Annotated in this window: 23 protein-coding genes; 6 read left to right on the top strand and 17 right to left on the bottom strand. The window is 31.2% G+C overall.

From position 1 onward, the window contains the following. The 4 genes from mraZ to ER639_RS00820 form a co-directional block, all read right to left on the bottom strand. Entirely contained in the window at nucleotides 1-432 is a 432-nt protein-coding gene (gene mraZ / locus ER639_RS00835; protein WP_129063852.1) for a division/cell wall cluster transcriptional repressor MraZ, read from the bottom strand. Between the two features lie 218 nt (nucleotides 433-650). Next, nucleotides 651-2255, bottom strand: a complete 1605-nt coding sequence (bshC, locus tag ER639_RS00830) for a bacillithiol biosynthesis cysteine-adding enzyme BshC (protein WP_164993313.1) — start codon at nucleotides 2253-2255, stop codon at nucleotides 651-653. Between the two features lie 143 nt (nucleotides 2256-2398). Further along, nucleotides 2399-2572 carry a 50S ribosomal protein L32 gene (rpmF, locus tag ER639_RS00825; RefSeq protein WP_129063850.1) on the bottom strand — a complete coding sequence of 58 codons (174 nt, stop codon included), beginning with the start codon at nucleotides 2570-2572 and terminating at the stop codon, nucleotides 2399-2401. Between the two features lie 27 nt (nucleotides 2573-2599). Beyond that, complete coding sequence (locus tag ER639_RS00820; RefSeq protein ID WP_129063849.1) at nucleotides 2600-3115, bottom strand: YceD family protein; 516 nt, start codon at nucleotides 3113-3115, stop codon at nucleotides 2600-2602. A gap of 125 nt (nucleotides 3116-3240) precedes the next feature. On the opposite strand from ER639_RS00820, the gene ER639_RS00815 reads away from it, so the two are divergent. Next, complete coding sequence (locus tag ER639_RS00815; RefSeq protein WP_164993312.1) at nucleotides 3241-4335, top strand: tRNA(Met) cytidine acetate ligase; 1095 nt, start codon at nucleotides 3241-3243, stop codon at nucleotides 4333-4335. A 40-nt stretch (nucleotides 4336-4375) separates the two neighbouring features. On the opposite strand, the gene coaD is transcribed toward ER639_RS00815, so the two are convergent. Both coaD and rsmD read right to left on the bottom strand, forming a co-directional pair. Beyond that, nucleotides 4376-4867, bottom strand: a complete 492-nt coding sequence (gene coaD / locus ER639_RS00810; protein ID WP_129063847.1) for a pantetheine-phosphate adenylyltransferase — start codon at nucleotides 4865-4867, stop codon at nucleotides 4376-4378. Next, nucleotides 4864-5400, bottom strand: coding sequence for a 16S rRNA (guanine(966)-N(2))-methyltransferase RsmD (rsmD, locus tag ER639_RS00805; protein WP_129063846.1), 537 nt, complete (start codon nucleotides 5398-5400; stop codon nucleotides 4864-4866). The genes coaD and rsmD overlap by 4 nt, the downstream gene beginning before the upstream one ends. An 81-nt stretch (nucleotides 5401-5481) precedes the next feature. Between rsmD and ER639_RS00800 the strand changes: the two genes are divergently transcribed. Then, nucleotides 5482-5871, top strand: coding sequence for a DUF7147 family protein (locus ER639_RS00800; RefSeq protein ID WP_129063845.1), 390 nt, complete (start codon nucleotides 5482-5484; stop codon nucleotides 5869-5871). A 1-nt stretch (nucleotide 5872) separates the two neighbouring features. Here the strand turns inward: ER639_RS00800 and ER639_RS00795 are convergent, their stop codons facing one another. Beyond that, a complete protein-coding gene (locus tag ER639_RS00795; RefSeq protein WP_129063844.1) occupies nucleotides 5873-6109 on the bottom strand; it encodes a DUF2129 domain-containing protein in 237 nt (78 codons plus the stop codon). Between the two features lie 82 nt (nucleotides 6110-6191). Here ER639_RS00795 and ER639_RS00790 point away from each other — a divergent pair, with 82 nt between their 5' ends. After that, nucleotides 6192-7106, top strand: a complete 915-nt coding sequence (locus ER639_RS00790) for a glycerophosphodiester phosphodiesterase family protein (RefSeq protein WP_129063843.1) — start codon at nucleotides 6192-6194, stop codon at nucleotides 7104-7106. 19 nt (nucleotides 7107-7125) lie between these two features. On the opposite strand, the gene ER639_RS00785 is transcribed toward ER639_RS00790, so the two are convergent. From ER639_RS00785 to ER639_RS00775, 3 genes are read right to left on the bottom strand one after another with little or no spacing between them, the layout of a single operon-like run. Further along, nucleotides 7126-7689 carry a class I SAM-dependent methyltransferase gene (locus ER639_RS00785; RefSeq protein ID WP_164993311.1) on the bottom strand — a complete coding sequence of 188 codons (564 nt, stop codon included), beginning with the start codon at nucleotides 7687-7689 and terminating at the stop codon, nucleotides 7126-7128. 9 nt (nucleotides 7690-7698) lie between these two features. Continuing rightward, nucleotides 7699-8121: a YlbF/YmcA family competence regulator gene (locus ER639_RS00780; protein WP_205757680.1), complete on the bottom strand. Its 423-nt coding sequence runs from the start codon at nucleotides 8119-8121 to the stop codon at nucleotides 7699-7701. 12 nt (nucleotides 8122-8133) lie between these two features. Next, nucleotides 8134-9195: a CAP-associated domain-containing protein gene (locus ER639_RS00775; protein WP_129063841.1), complete on the bottom strand. Its 1062-nt coding sequence runs from the start codon at nucleotides 9193-9195 to the stop codon at nucleotides 8134-8136. 131 nt (nucleotides 9196-9326) lie between these two features. Between ER639_RS00775 and ER639_RS00770 the strand changes: the two genes are divergently transcribed. Then, nucleotides 9327-9686, top strand: coding sequence for a YugN family protein (locus ER639_RS00770; protein WP_129063840.1), 360 nt, complete (start codon nucleotides 9327-9329; stop codon nucleotides 9684-9686). A gap of 63 nt (nucleotides 9687-9749) precedes the next feature. After that, nucleotides 9750-10799 carry a sporulation integral membrane protein YtvI gene (gene ytvI / locus ER639_RS00765; protein WP_240663969.1) on the top strand — a complete coding sequence of 350 codons (1050 nt, stop codon included), beginning with the start codon at nucleotides 9750-9752 and terminating at the stop codon, nucleotides 10797-10799. A 70-nt stretch (nucleotides 10800-10869) separates the two neighbouring features. On the opposite strand, the gene ER639_RS00760 is transcribed toward ytvI, so the two are convergent. From ER639_RS00760 to cyoE, 7 genes are all read right to left on the bottom strand, one after another. Continuing rightward, nucleotides 10870-11331, bottom strand: a complete 462-nt coding sequence (locus tag ER639_RS00760; protein WP_129063839.1) for a DUF420 domain-containing protein — start codon at nucleotides 11329-11331, stop codon at nucleotides 10870-10872. A gap of 9 nt (nucleotides 11332-11340) precedes the next feature. Continuing rightward, nucleotides 11341-12297 (bottom strand): cytochrome c oxidase assembly factor CtaG, encoded by a 957-nt coding sequence (ctaG, locus tag ER639_RS00755; RefSeq protein ID WP_129063838.1) that lies wholly within the window; start codon nucleotides 12295-12297, stop codon nucleotides 11341-11343. Nucleotides 12298-12435: 138 nt separating this feature from the next. Beyond that, entirely contained in the window at nucleotides 12436-12768 is a 333-nt protein-coding gene (locus ER639_RS00750; RefSeq protein WP_129063837.1) for a cytochrome C oxidase subunit IV family protein, read from the bottom strand. Next, entirely contained in the window at nucleotides 12768-13397 is a 630-nt protein-coding gene (locus ER639_RS00745) for a cytochrome c oxidase subunit 3 (protein ID WP_129063836.1), read from the bottom strand. Before ER639_RS00745 ends, ER639_RS00750 begins: the two co-directional genes overlap by 1 nt. After that, nucleotides 13397-15259 carry a cytochrome c oxidase subunit I gene (gene ctaD, locus ER639_RS00740; protein ID WP_129064409.1) on the bottom strand — a complete coding sequence of 621 codons (1863 nt, stop codon included), beginning with the start codon at nucleotides 15257-15259 and terminating at the stop codon, nucleotides 13397-13399. The genes ER639_RS00745 and ctaD overlap by 1 nt, the downstream gene beginning before the upstream one ends. Before the next feature lie 52 nt (nucleotides 15260-15311). After that, nucleotides 15312-16379: a cytochrome c oxidase subunit II gene (gene coxB, locus ER639_RS00735; protein WP_129063835.1), complete on the bottom strand. Its 1068-nt coding sequence runs from the start codon at nucleotides 16377-16379 to the stop codon at nucleotides 15312-15314. A 29-nt stretch (nucleotides 16380-16408) separates the two neighbouring features. Then, nucleotides 16409-17329 carry a heme o synthase gene (cyoE, locus tag ER639_RS00730; RefSeq protein WP_129063834.1) on the bottom strand — a complete coding sequence of 307 codons (921 nt, stop codon included), beginning with the start codon at nucleotides 17327-17329 and terminating at the stop codon, nucleotides 16409-16411. A 244-nt stretch (nucleotides 17330-17573) separates the two neighbouring features. Between cyoE and ER639_RS00725 the strand changes: the two genes are divergently transcribed. Beyond that, nucleotides 17574-18476, top strand: coding sequence for a COX15/CtaA family protein (locus ER639_RS00725; protein WP_129063833.1), 903 nt, complete (start codon nucleotides 17574-17576; stop codon nucleotides 18474-18476). Nucleotides 18477-18489 lie beyond the last annotated feature (13 nt).

The raw sequence follows: 18489 nt of genomic DNA, 5'->3' as shown, positions 1-18489 counted from the left end.
CTAAAAATCAAAATCTATTAATTCTTCAGCAATTTCTTCAAATTGATCTTCAGTATCTTCATAAAATTGGTTCCAACCATTTTTATCCCAAATTTCAATTCGATTCGAAACGCCTATAACAGTACATTCTTTTGATAAACCCGCATATTCTCTTAAATTCTGAGGAATGTTTATGCGCCCTTGTTTATCAATTTCAACTTCTGTTGCACCAGAAAAGAATAATCGCATAAATTTACGAGCATCTTTTTTAGTAATAGGTAGGGCTTTTAATTTTTCTTCGATTTTTTGCCATTCATCTAGCGTATAACCAAACAAACATTTATCTAGGCCACGTGTAATCACAAAATTTTCAGATAATGAATCGCGAAATTTTGCTGGGACAATCATTCGTCCTTTTGTATCCAATTGATGATTGAATTCACCCATAAACACACGCATCACCTACCCTTATTACTAATTTACCACATCCCCCCACAATCCTCCACAATTTATACAAAAAAACATAAAAAAATATGAAAACAATAAAAAAAGCCCTCCACTTTGCATTTTTACAAAGTGGAGGGCTTTCCCAAAAAATATTAAATTTCAAACAAAATTTAAATTTATATGGTAAATCTATCTACAAATATTAGTACTAATAATAAAAAATATTATGGTTGGATTACCAAGTGGTCGAATGTATAACTTTCAATTTGATTTAATACATCATCAAATAATGATGTACCATATTGATTCAATAATTGAAGGGGATGCATCGTACGTTCTTGTAATCCGTTTCTAGGGTGCAATGTATATTCTAATGTACGAATCACATTAATTTCATGATGATATTGACGTTTAATCATTTTTTTATAATGTTTCTTAAAATAGTCAAACTGTGCCTGGTGATGCATCACATTATTACCTAACAACAATTTAAGCTCTATAGATTCCGCCATTTCATTAGACAATTGTAAATACTTTTCATCAATTTGATGTTTTAACGCATTTAATGCATTTAATAAATCTTTATCTTCTTTCTCAAATACATATGTTTTTTCATATTCGCCTAATCCATGAACGATAATATTTTCTAAATTGAATTCAAATTTATTAATATATTTCAATATTTGTTCATTAATATACGTCATACGCATACGTGGAACAACGAGCGGCATTTTCATGTCGAAACATTCGAAAACAGATTTCAATTCTCCCCAGTACTTCACTTCAGAAGGACCACCGATAAACGCAAGTGTGTTAAACAGCATTTCTTGCATCAACGGCCTTGTAACAACATTATTCGAAAAACGCTCAGGCGTATCATGTAACATTTTTAATAGTTCAGACTTCGTTAATCTCACATCTGATTTTCCTAAAATATAAAATTCACCATCGTATTTAAGTAATTCACGCTTTTCTTCATAAGAAACAAATAGATGAACATTTGAATCTGTTATTATCTGTTTTTCTTGAATAAGCTGATACATTGCTTCTTGGTCTTTTATAAATGATTCATGTATTTTTTCGTGTGCATTTATCATTTTTTCAAACATTGGCACTTCTAACTTTCTAAGTGGTGCAAAATGGCTATCAATCAATAATAAACCATGATGTTTAAATAAAGATTGTATCAATAAAGCAAATTGATCTGTCCATTGAACCGACTGTTGAGGTAAAGATTTTATCCAATTATAAATCTCTTTTGTAGAAGTTGTTTCATTTAACTGAGTAATGAATTGATCAATAATAGATTTAAAATTATCTCGTTCAATCGAAAGTGATGATACAGAATCAGTAACATCAACATGTTGATAGTACTTTACCTTCTTTAACTCTGCTGGCTGTTTTACAATATATGCATGATTGACTTCATCAAAATCATGGTCTTCTCCTGCAATCCAAAAAACTGGCACAATGGGTTGACCTAGCTTTTTCGATTGTTCTTTTGCTAATACAATGATTGAAATGATTTTATGAATCGTATATGTAGGTGAAACAAGTAAACCTGCTTGCTGACCACCTATAACTACTTTAGCGCCATTTTTTAAATGGTCTAGTTGCATTTTTTGTGATTCAGAAATATCAAATGGGGTCATATATTGTTCAATCACTTCACCTAGTGATGTTTCTAATCCATTATTATTAACTTCAAGTCTTCTATCATATGAGGATTGCTTCGAAATATCATAATGAAATTGTTGTTGAAGTTCTTGATGTGTAATTTGATAAAGAAACGACTGTTCTTTATCTTTTATATTTGATAGTATCTTCACGCTTGATACCCACCTCTCAATTAATCATTACTTAGTATAATTAATATATTCAAAAAATACAATTTTACGGCTTATAAAAATTACATTTTTTCAATATAAAAATATCAAAAAAAGGACAAAAAAAAGTATCGCAAATGCGATACTTATTTTGAAACAACTTCTTTACCATTGTATGAACCACAAGCTGGACATACACGGTGAGATAATTTCATTTCACCACATGATGGACATTCAACCATACCAGGTACTGATAACTTGAAGTGTGTACGACGTTTTCTTTTTGCTGTTTTAGATGTTCTTCTGAAAGGAACTGCCATTATTTTTTCCTCCTATACTTACTTTAATTACGATTCATCGCTAAATTTCAAATTTTGAAGTTTAGCAAATCTCGGATCTACCTTTGGTTCTGCTTCTTCAAGCAACTGACTTTCATCAATTACTTCCCAACCGTTACCCTTTAACTGTTCTAATTCAACATCCTCTTTTACCACACGTACAGGTTTGTTGATTACAATCAGCTCTTCGATTACCGGTTTTAAATCGATAACACCGTTAACGATTTCATGTCTATTCTCATCTTCTTCTATATCAAAATCACCTTCATCAAAGATTTCAATTGATGAAATATCAAAAGGTACTGCAACATCTTCTAAAGATCTTGCACATGTCATTACATATTGTCCAGTAATATTAATATCAGCTATCACTTCGTGACGTTTAATATTTAAATTTCCAGAAACATGCACAGATGATAAATCAATAAGTTGTAAATCTTTAACTAAATGTTCTAATGTAATATCTGATTCAAATAAAAATGGTTCATTACGATGTTTATTGAGTTCAGTTATAGACCATTTCATATGGTTTCACCTCTTACAAACACAAAATTTATTTTAACTTCTTTTATAGTAGTTTGTCAAGATATTTTCTTAACAGCTAATTTGTTACAATCTATATTATATATTACAAAGGGGGTATTATTCTAGTGGAATCTGTCGCAATCATTTCAGAATACAATCCATTTCATAATGGACACTTATATCAAATTAATCAAATTAAAAAAATATACCCTAATCACGTTATCATTGCCATTATGAGTGGTCAATTTGTACAACGTGGTGAACCCGCATTTTTCAATAAATTTATAAGAACTAAAATGGCGTTACAAGCTTGTGATCTTGTCGTAGAGTTACCTCAATTTTATGCAATGAGTTATGCAGATGACTTTGCTTATGGTGGGGTTCAAATTGCAAAATCATTGCAAGCGGATGTATTATCCTTCGGCTCTGAAATTGCAGATATAAACCAATTAAATGATTTAAAAAATCAATTGCAAACCAATCAAAAAAATACGAATAATAAGCTTAGCTATGCTGCGCGTTTATTAGACCCATCCGTTATTCAATCTAATACCATATTGGCATTACAGTATATGATTCAACTTGAAAAAATTAACGCAAATATTGGATTATTACCGATTGAACGCATTCAAAATCAATATAATGACCGCTTCTTAACCGGACATATATCAAGTGCTACTGCCATCAGAAATGAACTCTTAATGAAAAATGACGTTTCACATACTGTGCCAAACCCTGAATTTATGAACAATAAAGATGGTGTTACATTAGCACAATTCTATCCATATATTCGCTATTCATTAATTCAAAAAGACACTGATGAATTAAAACAAATTTATACAATGTATGAAGGACTAGAAAACCGATTAAAACAGGCTGCGATTAATAATGAATCCTTTGATACATTTTTTAAAGCAATACAAACAAAGCGTTATACAAATGCAAGGTTGCAACGATTACTGCTATATATTTTGTTTAATATACAAGAAAAAGATAAAAACAAATTTGAACAGTTTAATCATATTAGAGTACTTGGAATGAACGACAAAGGGCAAGCTTATATAAAGTCTTTAAAACAATCAGATTCAACTATAAATTTTGCAACGAATATTAACAAAAGTAATAAAATACATTTCGATTTGGAAATAAAGGCCACTCAACTTTATAATATGATCGCAAAAAATAAAAAAAACGACTTTAACACGCCTGTTATCAGGTAGTTAAAGTCGTTTTTATTTAAATGAATGATTATTATAATATCTATTTTTTTATATCAAATTTCGACCACAATGCTTCAGCTACATGGTTTGGTACTATACTAGTAACATCGCCACCAAATTTAGCAACTTCTTTAGCCATACTCGATGAAATAAATGAATATTGATTGTTGGTCATCATATATAATGTTTCAATTTCATCGTTTAACTTCTTATTCATACTCGTTAATTGCATTTCATATTCAAAGTCACTGACAGCGCGTAATCCTCTAACGATTGTATTCGCATTAATAGATTGACAATAATCTACTAATAATCCGGAAAAATATCTAACTTTTACATTTTTAATATCAGAGACAGCTGCTTCTATCAATGCAATACGCTCTTCTACAGTAAATAAACCTTCTTTTTTTGTATTGTGTAGAACAGATACATGTATTTCATCAAATAACTTAGCGCTTCTTATAATGATATCTAAATGTCCTCTTGTAATCGGATCAAAACTCCCAGGGATTACCGCAATTCTTTTTTTCATGACGCACTCCTAAGTATTATAATTTTTGTGATGCCATATGTTTCATCTTTCAAAACTTCATAACCATGTGTTTCGATGATTTCTTGTTTCTCACATTCAACTAAAATTCTCGCATCTTGATTTAATAATTCGTATTCTAATAATAATGGCAAGACTTCATTTACAATGTCTTTCTGATATGGAGGATCTAAAAATACCATATCAAATTTTATTGCTCTCTTATGCAATGCCTTTAACGCTCTTTTATAATCATTTTTATAAATTTCAACGGGTTCTTCGATAAAAGACACATTCTTTTTGATTGTTTGAATGGCTTGATAACTGCCATCAATAAAAATCACTTTTTCTAACCCTCTACTGATGCCTTCAATACCAAGCCCACCACTGCCTGCAAACAAATCTAATCCAACGCCTTCTAACGGCCCTAAAATATTAAATATCGTTTCTTTAATTTTATCGGTTGTCGGGCGACTCGTCATACCTTTAGGTGCTTCAATCGTTAATCTTTTATACTTCCCACTTATTACTCTCATTATTTCTCCTCAAAAAAAACATTTAGATTTATCCTTTTTTATGTCAAAATGAATGCAACACATAAAAACGGAGGTTATAAAATGAAACAATCTTTTATCTCACTAGGACAAGGATATGGTGATATTTTTGAAATGATTGAATTAATGAAATTTAATCATTTAAGAATTGAAAAATTATTGTTCTTACATACAACGCTTGAAGAAAATCCTAAGACCTCAGTACTATTAGTCATGCAACCGACACCTGAGTCACATTTTCAAGCAATATATACAATATTAGAAGCATTGCCTTATCCATATCCTAATAGTAATAAAAGAATAGACTTATTAAAATCTTGTGCAAATGATCATCATATCACTATCCAAGAATTTGATGTTAAATCTAGTCATCACTTTTATGAAACGGATTTATACTATCAATATTTACTTGGTGTATTAAGACTACAGCGAATAATAAAGCCAATGCTATAAATTATTTATCTGAGTAATCCACCTTTAAATGTTGATAAGGCGATACTTCAACTCGCACTATGTATTTTAACTTTTCAAATTGGGCTAAAGTTTCTTCTAATTTATCTTTATTGATATACATAGAAACCCATTTATCCTTTTTATTCGTATGTACAATATGTCCAAATTTTCGAATTTGTCGTTCGTGTTTATTATTCTTTAAATAAATAATAATATTTTCTCTTTCAACTAATGTCATGTTGTTCCCTCGCTTTTGTTTCTTTAATAGTATCATTTTCTTTGGTAAAATATAAAGTATAAAAATCTTTGGAGGTCACTTTATGAATAAATCAGTTAAAACAGCATTGATTGCAAGTGGTTTATATGTTGGTAGTGTTTTTGGATCAAAATTATTAGTATCACAAACACCAAAAGCGATTAAACCATTCTTTAGAAACCGTTCACCTTATGTCTTTGCACATCGTGGTGGATTAATACTTGCACCAGAACATACAATGGCTGCATTTAATATTGCAAGTCAATACGATATTGATGGTTTTGAAATTGATATTCGTTTAACTAAAGATGAACAAATTGTTGTGTTACACGATGCAAATGTTGACAGAGTTTCAAATGGCTCTGGATTAGTAAGTGATCATACATTAGCTGAATTAGAAACTTTAGACTTTGGTTATTACTTTAAAGATATCAATGGTGAATACACGTATAGAGGACATAATGATGCTAAAATTGTTACATTAGAATCACTACTTAAAGCATTTCCAAATTTAAAAATAAACATTGATATTAAAGACCATCCATCTACAAAAGCTGGTCAACTCGTACCAAGTTTATTATATCGTCTAATACAAGATTTAAATGCATTTGATCAAGTACTCGTTACAAGTTTCCATGATGAACAAATTGTTCGTTTTAATCAATATGCAAATGGCAGAGTGGCAATTGGTTCAGGTGAGCAAGAAGTACGTAATGCTTTCCTTTTATTTAACAGTGGTTTTGGCCATTTATTCCAACCAAAAGGTGATACATTCCAAATTCCAACGAATGTAAAAGGTATTCGTTTAGATTCTGAAAAATTCATACACTTTATGCAATCATTAAATTTGGCAGTAGGTTATTGGGTTGTGAATCAAATCGACGAAATGGATCAATTATTACAAAAAGGTGCACATACAATTGTTACTGATAGACCTGATATTGCACATCACTTAATTCAAGAAAAATACAAAAAATAACATTTGGCGATGCCAAATGTTATTTTTTTATTTCTATAACGGTAATGCTTTTATATTGAGTAACGTGAAGATTGTTAAATCCTAAATGATTTAATAAGTCCAAATAGCGTTCAACTTTAGTGATACGTCTAATATAACAAATGCATTGTCCTTTTCTTTTCAAAACTCTGTAAACTTCTTTAAATGTTGATTCAACATCAATCAAAGCATCTAAAGGTATGTTGATGATAGTATAATGAAATTTTTTATCTTTATAAGGAATATGCTGGTGGTCCATTAACTGGTAGCTAAAATGCGGATACATATGCATACTTAATGTCAAAAGTTTAGGGCTTTGATCAACGATAAATGCTTTGATGTTAGTTTGTTGATCAATACGGTTTACCCAATGTCCATGATAGCAACCAATACATAATACTTTTTTTAAATAATCATAGTTTTGATACTTCGTTACATAATCCGAAAAGTGATTGATAAATAATAAATACGAAAACTTCTTATGATACAACAATAAATCATCAGACTGAATAATTTGCATCTTCTTTTTCCAATTTTTAATCAATTTCTTTTCTGATTTATTCATCATAGCCTCCTAATGTGAACATCCACAATTCGTACTACATGTGTGATCAATAAAAAATGGATTACCTGACTCAACTTTCACTTCTTTTGAAACACTTTTTGCAACAATCATAATGACCTCATCTAATAAGCTTTGCAATGCAGTTTCTAATTGCTTATGTTTCATCACAATCGGATGCATATCATAGGCTTTTTTTCGTTTTCTTGTCTCTAACATAACCTCTTGATAATCTGGATGATAGCGCCCAAAGCGTGTCACTTCATCGTATATATCTTTATATTGTAAAAATGATTTTTTTAATTGTTGCACTTCACTATCATTTAACTGCATTGTTTGTTCATAATAATCACGATATGCCTTTGAATTTAAAATCATTTGATTCAATGATTCACTTAAATCTAAAATTTTAAAATATTGTTCATCATATATCATAAGTCACCTTTATTATTTTTCATTTTTGATAAAAATTAAAGAATAATAATCTCCTGAAACACCACCGCCCATTTCATTAACAGATTTATCTAATAAATTTTCACGATGATGTTCAGAGTTTAGCCAACTGTTGATTAAAGTTGGTACATCATCAAAATTAGCAGCGATATTTTGTGCAAGATTTTTATACGAAATATTTCTCTGATCTAATTCTTTACCAATTTCATCATTCACCACTGTTGGCGTTTCTTCATTTGCATCCATTAATCTTAATACTTCTTTTTGTGCAATATTATTGATTTGTTCATTGGAATTGATAGGATCTCGTCCTTGAATCACACGCATCATATTTGTAAGTTCAAACATGGTTAATACTTTATTACTATTTTTAGCCACTTCACTTAACTTATGCTCATCCTTATTTGCCGTTCGCTCAATCGTTTCTCCATTATAACTCATAGCATATGGCTGTACTTCAATTAAGTGCTCTTTATTCATATATTGAATTGCCATAATTTTATTTGAAATACGATCAATGAATACTTGCGCAAAAACATTATCATATTCAATCAAAGGTAATGTTTTAATGTCTACTTCTGAAAGTTCAAAACGATATTGACCTTTAGATGTTTTGATTATCGGTTCTGATACCAATTGATTACCGTTAAACACAACATCGCTTTGCATGCCAACTTTAAATGGATGGATGTCAGCCATCATACCAGTTGCATATACAGACACAATTTTATTATTCTTTACCCCTAAGATATAATATTGATCTTTATCTTTATATATTTGATTTTCATAGGAAAAACTAGAATCATAAATTCGAGTTGGATAGCCATAAGACTTAATAAAATTGGATACATCTTGACCAACAAATGTACCTACCCCTTTTTCGAGCTTTGGTAGATTTGTAGGTGCTTCTTTTTTAGAGTTTATAGGTTCAGTCGTTCTAGTTACTTTTTTAGGATTTTGTAAGACATCAAATTTTAATGTCGGTGAATAAAACAAATAGAATAAAAAAGTACCAGCAACAACGATTAATATAATTTTAATTATAATGTTTCTCATTGCCTCATCCTTTTCATTTAATCACTATATAATATCACATTTTAACATTATTTATTAGAAATAAATATCCGATTGCATAAGCGAGCATTTTATCATAAAATTAAAGTAAGAATGGATAGGGAGGAAATAAAATGTTATTTGAAAATACGGGCATCGAAACAATTCAAGCTGATCAGTCTGTTATCCAACATGTAATGAATAAACATGGTATTATTTTAGGCGGTCACTGGGATTATGAACGTGTTACTTATGATTTAAAGTATAACTTAAAAGAAGGCATCTACTATTTACGTTTCCCTGGTTATGCAATTAGTGGAGATGTTGGTGCGAAAGATGCTGTGTTACAAATGATGGATCCTTATGTAGGTAAACACTATTACCCAACTGGTGTTGAATATGGAGACGACGAAATTTACCCAGAAAAAATGGTAGCACATTGTAAAGAAACAATCGAAAAAGTATTAGCTGATATTAAAGCAATTCAAGCTTAATCATAATATAGTCAAAAAGTGTAGGACAATTGTCCCACACTTTTTTAAATAAGGAGGAGTTTTGTGATTAAAAAATGGTTTAATAAACGTAATATAACGATTATTAGCATTGTTATTATTGCATTATTATTTTTCTACTTTATTATTCCCATTTCTATACCATTAATTGCAGCACTTGTCATTGCATTGATGATTGAACCCTTCGTTAAATTATTAGAGAAGAAAGTCAAAAGTCGAAAATGGAGTGTTACAATTATTTATTCATCCATACTTGGTGCAATACTGTTATTTACTTATTTCTTTATCACAAAACTTGCAGAAAGTTTGATTCAATTTGCAAAAGATTTACCTATGAAAATGAATCACTTAATGAAGGCATGGGATAAAATTGAGATACGACTGGCAGAATTTTTACCAAAAAGTATGACCAATCAAATTATTGATGAGATACAAAATTTATTATTCAAAATCCGTGATTCTATATTAAATTACTTTAATGTTGAAAGAATTACTTCTCTTATTTCTAGCTTACCTGAAGCACTAATTACTGGACTCGTATTTTTAGTTGCCCTATTTTTATTTATGTTAGAAATTCCAAAAATGCATCAAATCATCAGAAATCATACTTATGACAAAACATATGAACGTACAATATTCGTTTGGAAGAAAATTACTGGATCAATATTTGGTATGCTACGTGCCGCTATAATCCTATCTTGTATCACATGGTTCTTTACATTCATTGGTTTATTGTTTATCACACCAGAAAATGCACTTGTGCTGAGTATTATTATCTGTATTATAGATTTACTACCCATTATCGGTGCAACAGGTGTAACAATTCCTTGGGCAATCTATGCATATATTGCAGGAGACCCAAGTCTAGCAATTAAATTGCTTCTTTTATCACTATTTTTATTAGTTCAAAGAAAAGTTTTAGAGCCTAAAGTGATGGGACATGGTGTTGGGTTATCACCATTACCAACATTAATTGCAATGTTTATTGGATTAAAACTTATGGGCTTTATTGGTTTCTTTGTAGGACCAATTATTTTAATCCTCATCGTTACAATCTTTGAATCAGGTGCAATCAATATAAAATTCAAAATATAATGATAGACAAAATAAAAGTCTGATACACATCAAAATTTTGATATGTATCAGACTTTTTTTTTGTATCTTTTTATCCACCAATGATTGCTTTTATTACTGATGTCGTTTCTCCACCATGATAGAAAACATAAAGTAATAAATAAACAGCTACACCAGTAATTGCTGTAAAGAACCAAACAACAGAAGCAATTGGTCCTAATCTACGATGAATTTTCAATTTATCTTTAAGGCCAGTAATGATACAAATTAAGCCCATTACACCACCGATTGTTGCTAAGTTAATATGAAAAATTAAAAATATCGTATAATATTTTTTGATATCATCAGGTCCACCAAAAGCAGTATTCCCAATAAATACAGTTCTTGTAGCATATATAATAAAAAATGTTAGTGCTGCAGCTCCTGCTGCGAGCATTACTTTTTTATGTTGCTCAACTTTACCTCTTGCAATTAATGTCCACCCAATTGCTACAAGTATCGCACTTATGACGATAAAACTTGTGCTAATCGTAGGTAATATTGGTAAATTCATATTTTCCTCCTATGATTCAAATTGTTTAAAATACGCTTTTTGTTTATTGTGTTCTTCAAGATCTCTTTGTGTAATCACATCGGGATCAATTCTTTCTTCTTTATACCATCTATAAAATACAAAAAACAGCATAAAGCCAAAGAAAACTTCTTGTAAAACTTTCATAATTACGCCACCTGTTTGTTGGTCATCTTTAGGTGTCATATTACTAAAGTATTGTGGTCCACTAATACTACTATTTTGTAATACGTCAGATAATGTATCTGTCGGTACACATAAACTCATCGCACCCATCCAAGCTGACGGCTCTGTATAAGTTTTATACATCGGCTTTTGCGCAAAAATGATTAAACCACATGAAGGCGTTAATAATACACCAATCATAAAAATAAAAAATAACTTTTGTAAACCCGTTAATTGCTTTCTAGGCAAGCTCGTTTTATTAAATACTGCATACCACATTAAAAATGCAGATACACTCATTAATATAGTAAATAACGAATGTAATGTTGCTTGCTGTTTTAAATAGTCAAGAACTACAGGTAAATGATAAATAGAAAATATACCATTAAATAAGAAAATTGCAAGTATTGGCTTTGATAAAAATTCAAATGGCTTCTTAATACCAGACAATGAAATCACATAGTCAATTAAATAATTTGGTACTGCAAAGTATAATAACGGAATAATTAATAAATACAAAATTGCCATTTGCAACATATGGAAGCTAAACATGATGTGGCTCAATAAATCAATTGGTGATCCTTTGACAATATAAATTAAAACCATTAAAAAGATAAATAAAATACCTTCAAATTTAGTTAAAGGACGACTATTTGGAATGTCTTTTCTCCATTTCACTGTTATCAAGAAAAATACAATCGAAACAAATATTAATGCCACAAAAAAGAATGGACTCCAATTTGCAAAAAAACCAAAAATTTTAATGGAACTTAACTTCTCCATAACACCACTCCATACATATAATTACTTACATTATACCGTATTATTCAATGCTTATTCATTCAAATTTAAGACAATTTTTTGTCAAAAAACGCTCAAAAATTAAAAACAACCGAAGCTAAAGCTCCGGCTGTTTAATGATTATTTTAAAGGATCTCCTAACCAAGTAATGTATAAAGCCATTACGATAAATGAAATTGCGACTACAATACCTGAGAAGATAAATAATTTCGCGACACCATGTCCTTTATGTGACATATGCATGAAATAATAAAATTGTAAAATAACTTGAATGACAGCAAGTAATAAAACTGCTGGGATAACGAATTCTTTACTTAAGCCAGCTGCAACCATTGCAAATGCAACTAAAGTTAAGAAAATCATAATACCGAATGTTGTTACTTGCATTCTCATTTCTTCTGTACGTTTACGTAATTCGAATTTATGCTTTGCTTCGTTAAATTGATTTGTCATTAGCCTAACACTCCTAACAAGTAAACTACTGTAAAGATAAATACCCATACAACATCGATAAAGTGCCAGTATAATGCAGCTGTATTAAATTTAGCAGCATTGTATACTGATAAGCCACGTTTCATGTTTCGGATGATTAACAATGTAATCCATACTAAACCAATTAATACGTGGAAACCGTGCGTTCCAACTAAGAAGTAGAAACTTGAACCGAATGCACTTGAACGGAAAGTATGACCTTGATGAATGTATTCAACAAACTCATAAATTTCTAACCCTAAGAATCCTAAACCTAAAATAACAGTAATAATTAACCAAGTTACCATACCTTTAAAATCAAAGTTTTTCATTTTAAAGATTGCATAAACACTTGTTAATGATGATGTTAATAATAACATTGTCATTACAAAAGCTAATGGTAAGTGGAATAAATCTTTTGCTAATAAATGATCTTCACTTGGAACATGATCTTTTAGTGCTAAATAAGTAGCAAATAGTGAAGCGAATAATGCAGTTTCTCCACCTAAGAAAATCCAAAATCCAATCAGCTTATTTTTACCTTCTAAAGAAGCTGTTTCAGGATGACTTGGCCATCTCTCAAGCGTCATTTTTTCTTCATGATGCGCCATTATTTAACACCTCTTTCATACTCGATTAACTCTTCTTTTGTAATATGATAACCTAAATCATCTTTTAATGAACGTGCAATCATAGCACCTGCAGTAATAGCTAAACCAATGATTAATACAAATACTGCCCAAGGTTTTTCAGGCAATGCTTTAACAGCTTCTAATGCCCATTTTTGGCCATCTGAAATGTATAAAGCACCAAATGCTGCTACAAATAATCCTAAAGATTGTACAAAAGGTAAGATAGAATTATTAGGCATATGAATATCACCTAATGATTCAGCCGGTAACATTTCACCATTTCCTTCTTTTTTCTCTAAAGCAAATGCATCTAAGCCACGAATTAATGGTGTTTGAGCAAAGTTATAGAAAGGAATTGGTTGTGGTAATGACCATTCTAAAGTACGGCCATCTCCCCATGCATCGCGACCAACGCGTTTACCTTTAGCTAAAGTCATCACAACGTTGATTAATAAAATAATTACAGCTAATGCCATTGTAAAGGCACCTACTGTAGAAATTAAGTTGAATGTGTCATAACCTTGACCTGGAAGGTAAGTGAACACACGTCTTGGCATACCCATTAATCCTAAGAAGTGTTGTACTAAGAATGTTAAATGGAAACCAATAAAGAATAATACGAATGCAACTTTACCTAATTTTTCGCTTAACATTTTACCAAACATTAATGGGAAGTAGAAATGTAATCCGCCTAATAATGCGAATACAACACCACCAACGATAACGTAATGGAAATGCGCTACGATAAAGTATGAATCATGATATTGATAGTCAGCTGGTGCAGATGCTTGCATTACACCAGTAACACCACCCATAACGAAAGATGGGATAAATGCTAATGAGTATAACATTGGAGTAGTAAATTCAATACTACCGCCCCAAATTGTTAATAACCAGTTAAAGATTTTAACACCAGTTGGTACTGCGATTGCCATTGTTGCTACTGCGAAAATAGCGTTTGCAGTTGGACCCATACCTACAGTAAACATGTGGTGAGCCCATACCATGAACCCTAAGAAACCGATTAATACTGTTGCAAATACCATTGCAGAGTAACCGAATAAACGTTTTCTTGAGAACGTTGCAAAAATTTCTGAGAAAATACCGAAAGCTGGTAATACTAAAATATATACTTCAGGGTGACCGAAGATCCAGAATAAGTGTTCCCAAATGATTGTATTACCACCTTGTGATACTACGAAGAAACCTGTTCCGAACATTCTATCAAAGATTAATAAGAATAAACCAATTGTTAATGGTGGGAATGCAAATACGATTAATGCACTTGCTACGAATGTAGTCCAAGTAAATAATGGCATACGCATATAAGTCATACCAGGTGCTCTCATATTGATGATTGTAACTAAGAAGTTAATACCCGCAATTAACGTACCTGCACCAGAAATTTGTAAACCTAATGCATAAAAGTCAATCCCGTGACCAGGTGAAGCTAAAGATAATGAAGCATAAGAAGTCCAACCTGCATCAGGTGCGCCTCCCATGATCCAAGATAAGTTTAAGAAAATTCCACCGAAGAAGAATAACCAAAAACCTAAAGCATTTAAGAATGGGAATGCAACGTCACGTGCACCAATTTGTAATGGTACAGCCGCATTCATAAATGCAAATAATAATGGCATTGCTGCTAAGAAAATCATTGTCGTACCATGCATTGTAATGATTTGGTTAAATAAACCTGCAGATACAATACTATTATTAGGTACAGCAAGTTGAATACGAATTAACATTGCTTCGATACCACCCATGGCGAAGAACAATCCACCCATGATCAAGTACAAAATTGCAATTTTCTTATGGTCTACTGTCGTTAAGTACTCCATGATTAAACCACGTTTTTTCTGTGTAGCCAATTGTGTAACCTCCCTTTATTTACTACTCTTCTACTTTACGTTCCATTAAATATTTTGCTAAAGCATCGATATCTGAATCAGATACTTTGTATTGACCAGTCATTTTATTTCCTGGTTTAATAGCTTCTGGATCTTTAATCCATTTCTTTAAGTTTTCTTCATTGTGATCTAAAACACCAGCAACGCGTGTTCTATCACCATATGTTGTTAAGTTTGGTCCTTTAGCACCTTTACCTGTTGGTGTAACCGCGTGACAACCTTGACAAGATTGTTTAAATACTTTTTCACCTTGCTTAGCTTCAGCAGTTAATGCAGGTTTTGCTTTTTTCACATCTTGCATTTTAGCAACCCAAGTTTTGAAATCGTCTTTAGACATTGTCTTAACTTTAAAGTCCATTAATGCATGTGAAGGTCCACATAACTCAGCACACTTACCATAGAAAACATTATTAGCATCTTGTGCTTTTTTGCTATCAAAGATTAAATAGAATTTGTTGATGTTTTCAACGTTTGTATCCATTTTACCACCGACAGCTGGAATCCAGAATGAGTGTTTAACGTCAGCAGAATGTAATCTAAAGTACACTTTTGTATCTGTTGGTACAACCAACTCTTGGCTTGTTACGATTTTTTGATTAGGATATTCAAATTCCCACCAGTATAAATTTGCAGTAACATTGACGATCATTTCTTTGTTTTGACCTTTTGAATCAACTTTATCCATAGCTTTTGTATCTGCTAATTTAAAAGTTAATGCAACAGTAGGAATTGCTAAAATCGTTAAAAGGATGATTGGAATTAAAGTCCAAACGATTTCTAATTTGTGATTACCATGTACATCTTTAGGTACAAAGTTTTCTCCTACTTTTCCACGACGGAATTTAATTACAGCTAAAATGAAAATTACTGTTACAACAACGATTACTAAAATCATGATGTAAACTGCTAACATCATTAAGTTAAATTGCTCTTGCGCAACTTCCCCCGCTGGTCGTAAAGCTGATAAATAAGGTTTACCACATCCAGCAAGCATCATCATTAATAATGACATTAAACCGAATAGCTTTACATTTTTAAGATTGTTCTTCATTAAAACTAACCCCTCTTTCACTCACTTATTCAAATCATTTGAATTAATGTTACTACCACTATCATAGCAAAAAATATTAGCAAATAGTTCAAAGAATATACAAACATTGTCGTAGCCCATTTATTCTTTTTCACATCTGCTTTAAACCCAGTTACCGTCAACAATAACCAAAGTACATTTAATATCGTTGCAAGTCCGACATAAACTGTACCTAATTCAGGCATTAAAAACGGTGTAGGTAACAACAAAAGTACCCAAAATAGCATTGATATTCGAGTTCTGTTAAAGCCTTTTACAGAAGGTAACATCGGAATATTTGCTAATTTGTACTCCTCACTTCGCTTTATTGCTAAAGCATAAAAGTGAATTGGTTGCCATATAAACATTATGGCAAAAAGCATCCATGCTGTTTTTGATAAATCAGCATCAATTGCAGCCCAACCAATAAGTGGCGGCATCGCACCAGGAAAACTTCCAATAACAGTATTTGCAACGAGATGACGTTTTGACCAGATTGAATAAAGAACAACATATCCAATCACACCGATAAATCCAAGTACACCTGTTTCAAAATTAATAAAAAACAGTAACAACTCACCTATAATAATAAGTAAAACACTCAGCATCACAAGTTGTTTTGCATTAATTTTACCCGTAACAGATGGTCTATTTTGCTTACTCGGCATAATTTTGTCAATGTCCTGATCATAATAGTTATTAAATGCACAACTACCTGCCATTATCAAAGATGATCCTAATAGCATTGTTATCAGTTCAGGTACACTACCCAGAAATGAACGATGTGTCATAATGATTGCAACAAATGCAGCAGCAAATGTTGGAATAAGATTCCCTTGAACGAGTCCAAGTTTAATGATTGCCTTTACATCCTTTGCAGTCAATCGATCATTGATAGCATTAACGCCATTTATGACTTGTCCATTTTGCATTTTTCCCCTCCTTCAACAATACTAACGCATATAATAACAATAATATATGAAAACTGTCACATTTTCTATACATTTTCGAAATTAAATTGTGACATTTTTCGTGAAGGTTTAAATTCTTAAATATTCACTAATGTGACACATTTACAATACGAATAGATTGATATACTATAACTTAAGTATATACCTATCTATGAACGTAATAAAGTTTACATTATACACTTAATACTTACTAGGAGTGTTTGATTTGTTAAAGGAAAAGAATTTAAAATGGTTATCCATCGTCACGACATTATTAATGCTATTTGTTCAAATTGGTGGTGCATTAGTTACTAAAACAGGTTCTGCAGATGGATGCGGACGAAGCTGGCCATTATGCCACGGTCAATTTTTACCAACTGAAATCCCAAGAGAGACATTAATAGAGCTAGCACATCGAGGTATTTCTGGATTAGCTTTAATTTCAGTAACTTGGTTAGTTGTATTATCAATGAAACACATAAGATATAAGCGAGAAACGAAATTCTTATGTACAATGAGTTTAGCCTTCATATTTGCACAAGCATTGATTGGCGCAGCAGCGGTCGTTTGGCAACAAAATGATTTTATACTTGCTGCACACTTTGGTATTTCTTTGATTAGTTTTAGTTCTGTGCTTTTACTCACATTATTAATATTTGAAATCGATAAAAAGTTTGATGCAACACAACTTGTTTTAGGTAGTCATCTTAGAAAAAATATCATTGGACTGACAAGTTATATTTATATTGTAATTTATAGTGGTGCATTAGTAAGACATGCAAGTGCAAGTTTAGCTTGTTTAAGCTGGCCGTTATGTAAATCAGGTACCATTGAATTGCCACAAACATTCTTTGAATGGGTTCAAATGAGTCACAGAACACTTGCTTTCATATTATTTATATGGATTGTTTACACATCCATTCATGCAATTAAAAATTATCAGCAATATCGTGTCATCAAATATGGTTTTATCATTGCTTTAACATTAATTTGTTTGCAAGTATTAACAGGCGCATTAAGTATCTTTACAATGCTTAATTTATATATCGCATTATTACATGCTTTATTCATTACTTTATTATTTGGTCTATTATGTTACTTTATTTTATTAATCAATAGAGCAAAATAAAAATGAGTGCCGA

It is taken from the genome of Macrococcus sp. DPC7161 (genome assembly GCF_004117835.1).
Taxonomy (GTDB): Bacteria; Bacillota; Bacilli; order Staphylococcales; family Staphylococcaceae; genus SDSC01.
Note: the sequence above shows the minus strand (reverse complement) of the source record. Positions and strands in the feature narration are given on the sequence as shown.

Coding starts and splice junctions, on each gene's coding strand:
- rpmF (WP_129063850.1), bottom strand. CDS start 2,572: ATGGCAGTTCCTTTCAGAAGAACATCTAAAACAGCAAAAAGAAAACGT.
- ER639_RS00820 (WP_129063849.1), bottom strand. CDS start 3,115: ATGAAATGGTCTATAACTGAACTCAATAAACATCGTAATGAACCATTT.
- coaD (WP_129063847.1), bottom strand. CDS start 4,867: ATGAAAAAAAGAATTGCGGTAATCCCTGGGAGTTTTGATCCGATTACA.
- rsmD (WP_129063846.1), bottom strand. CDS start 5,400: ATGAGAGTAATAAGTGGGAAGTATAAAAGATTAACGATTGAAGCACCT.
- ER639_RS00800 (WP_129063845.1), top strand. CDS start 5,482: ATGAAACAATCTTTTATCTCACTAGGACAAGGATATGGTGATATTTTT.
- ER639_RS00795 (WP_129063844.1), bottom strand. CDS start 6,109: ATGACATTAGTTGAAAGAGAAAATATTATTATTTATTTAAAGAATAAT.
- ER639_RS00790 (WP_129063843.1), top strand. CDS start 6,192: ATGAATAAATCAGTTAAAACAGCATTGATTGCAAGTGGTTTATATGTT.
- ER639_RS00785 (WP_164993311.1), bottom strand. CDS start 7,689: ATGAATAAATCAGAAAAGAAATTGATTAAAAATTGGAAAAAGAAGATG.
- ER639_RS00780 (WP_205757680.1), bottom strand. CDS start 8,121: ATGATATATGATGAACAATATTTTAAAATTTTAGATTTAAGTGAATCA.
- ER639_RS00775 (WP_129063841.1), bottom strand. CDS start 9,195: ATGAGAAACATTATAATTAAAATTATATTAATCGTTGTTGCTGGTACT.
- ER639_RS00770 (WP_129063840.1), top strand. CDS start 9,327: ATGTTATTTGAAAATACGGGCATCGAAACAATTCAAGCTGATCAGTCT.
- ER639_RS00760 (WP_129063839.1), bottom strand. CDS start 11,331: ATGAATTTACCAATATTACCTACGATTAGCACAAGTTTTATCGTCATA.
- ctaG (WP_129063838.1), bottom strand. CDS start 12,297: ATGGAGAAGTTAAGTTCCATTAAAATTTTTGGTTTTTTTGCAAATTGG.
- ER639_RS00750 (WP_129063837.1), bottom strand. CDS start 12,768: ATGACAAATCAATTTAACGAAGCAAAGCATAAATTCGAATTACGTAAA.
- ER639_RS00745 (WP_129063836.1), bottom strand. CDS start 13,397: ATGGCGCATCATGAAGAAAAAATGACGCTTGAGAGATGGCCAAGTCAT.
- ctaD (WP_129064409.1), bottom strand. CDS start 15,259: ATGGAGTACTTAACGACAGTAGACCATAAGAAAATTGCAATTTTGTAC.
- coxB (WP_129063835.1), bottom strand. CDS start 16,379: ATGAAGAACAATCTTAAAAATGTAAAGCTATTCGGTTTAATGTCATTA.
- cyoE (WP_129063834.1), bottom strand. CDS start 17,329: ATGCAAAATGGACAAGTCATAAATGGCGTTAATGCTATCAATGATCGA.